We start from the raw sequence: 2,021 nt of genomic DNA, 5'->3' as shown, positions 1-2,021 counted from the left end.
CGCCCTCGGCCGTGCCGCCCGTGGCCGTGCTGCCCCCGGCCACGCTGCCCCCGGGCATGCTGATCGCGGGTGCCTGGGCCTGGCGCCTGCTCGCGGTCGCCGCCGCGCTGGCCGTGCTCTTCTGGCTGATCGCCACGCTCGAGGAGATCGTGGTGCCGCTGCTGATCGCGATCCTCGTGTCGGCGTTCCTGGTGCCGGTCGCGGGGTTCCTGCACCGGCACCGGTGGCCGCGGTGGCTCGCCATCGTGGCCGCGTTGCTGGCCGGGGTGGTCGTCGTCGGGGGCCTCGTGCTGCTCGCCGTGACGCAGATCCGGGCCGGACTGCCGCAGATCGAGAAGCAGTCCGTGGCGCAGTACGACCAGCTGACGACCTTGCTCCAGGGGCCGCCGTTGAGCCTCACGAACGCCGACGTGACCGGCTACCTCAAGGACGCGCAGAACGCGCTGCAGACCGAGAGCAAGGCGATCCTCAGCGGCGTGCTGTCGATCGGCACCGCGGCCGGGCACCTGCTGGCCGGGGGACTGCTGACCCTGTTCGCCACGATCTTCCTGATGATCGACGGTCGCGGGGTCTGGGCCTGGACCGTCCGCCTCTTCCCGAAGGCGGCGCGCCCCGCCGTCGACGGGGCCGGCCGGGCCGGCTGGCACACGCTGACCTCGTTCGTCCGCGTGCAGATCGTCGTCGCCGCGGTCAACGCCGTCGGCATCGGCCTCATCGCGTTCTTCCTCGGGCTGCCGCTCGCCGTGCCGATCGCGATCCTCGTCTTCCTGGCGTCGTTCATCCCGGTCGTCGGGGCCATCGTGACCGGCGCGCTCGCCGTGATCGTCGCCCTCGTGTTCGCGGGGCCGGTCCAGGCCGTGGTCATGCTGGCCGGAGTGCTCGTCGTGCACCTGCTCGAGGCCCACGTGCTGCAGCCGCTGGTCATGGGTTCGGCCGTCCGCGTGCATCCGCTCGCGGTGGTCTTCGCCGTGGCGGGAGGGTCGTACGTGGCCGGCATCCCGGGCGCGCTCTTCGCCGTGCCGACGGTCGCCGTGCTCAACGTGATGGTCAAGTACGTGGCGACGGGGGCCTGGCGTCGAACTAGCGTCGCGGAGGACCTCGTGGCGGCACCCGAGGCGTCGTGATCGCGAGCCGCTGACCTGCCCGGCCCGCGCCTCCTTCGCTCGGATGAGGGAGGCGCGAGCCGATGTCATCCGCTGGGATGATGCGCCGGACTGCCCGGTTCGACAGTGCATTGTGTGGTTCTACTCAGGAAGTCTCTGCATACTCGTCACTTCGCCCGGGCGCGTGCGCCCCTCCCGATCGAGTCCCGACTCGGCAGGGCAGCTGCGGCGGACGAGTCGAGGCCCCACGGCCTCGCGAGACCGACACCGACCTGTCACGGCTTCCCCCGCCTCTGCCGCGGGGCCCCGCCGCCCCGAGCGCCCCGCGCCCGTGCGGCATCGCCGTGTGCGCCCTGCCCGAACGGAGGCGCGGGTCGGCCGAGCACGAGGACCACATGACCCCCGAGAACACCCCTGCCTCCGGCGCGGACGCCGCGACCGCCGCCGAGGCTCCCGCCACGCGCCGCTCGCTCTCCGCCGGACGCCGTCGCACCGCCCGTCGTCGCCTCTCACTGATCGGTGGCGTCGCCGCGGTCGCCCTCGTCACGGGCACCGGCTTCGCGGTCACGTCGATGTCGGCCGCCGGTGCCGACACCATCTCGGCCGAGCAGCACGCCGCCGACGTCAAGCAGCAGAAGGCGGACATCGCCACCTCGTTGGCCCAGGCCAAGGCGCGCTCGACGATCCAGATCGCGAACCAGGTCGTGGCCTCGACCTCGAGCCGGACCGACGCCAGCGACTTGCAGACCCAGGTCGCCTCCCTGGCCGACTACGAGAAGCTCGACGCCTCGACGCTGAACGACCGCGTCGAGAAGACCGCGCTCTCGGCGCAGACCGTCCAGTCGGCCGCCGCCGAGGCCGACCGACAGGCCGCTGCCGCCGCCGCTGCCGCGCAGGCCGCCGCAGAGGCCCAGGCCG

2 protein-coding genes are annotated in these 2,021 nt (G+C 73.1%); both read left to right on the top strand.

Going from position 1 to position 2,021, the window contains the following annotated elements:
- Positions 1 to 1,124: AI-2E family transporter (locus IFT36_RS15910; RefSeq protein ID WP_249408695.1), on the top strand; the 1,124-nt coding region annotated here is incomplete at its 5' end.
- 374 nt (positions 1,125 to 1,498) lie between these two features.
- A partial coding sequence (locus IFT36_RS15905; RefSeq protein WP_200413651.1) for a hypothetical protein occupies positions 1,499 to 2,021 on the top strand: 523 nt, incomplete at its 3' end.

It is taken from the genome of Frigoribacterium sp. CFBP 13605 (assembly GCF_014839405.1).
Classification (GTDB): domain Bacteria; phylum Actinomycetota; class Actinomycetes; order Actinomycetales; family Microbacteriaceae; genus Frigoribacterium.
The sequence above is the reverse complement of the archived record's forward strand: the minus strand, read 5'-3'. Positions and strand labels throughout refer to the sequence as shown.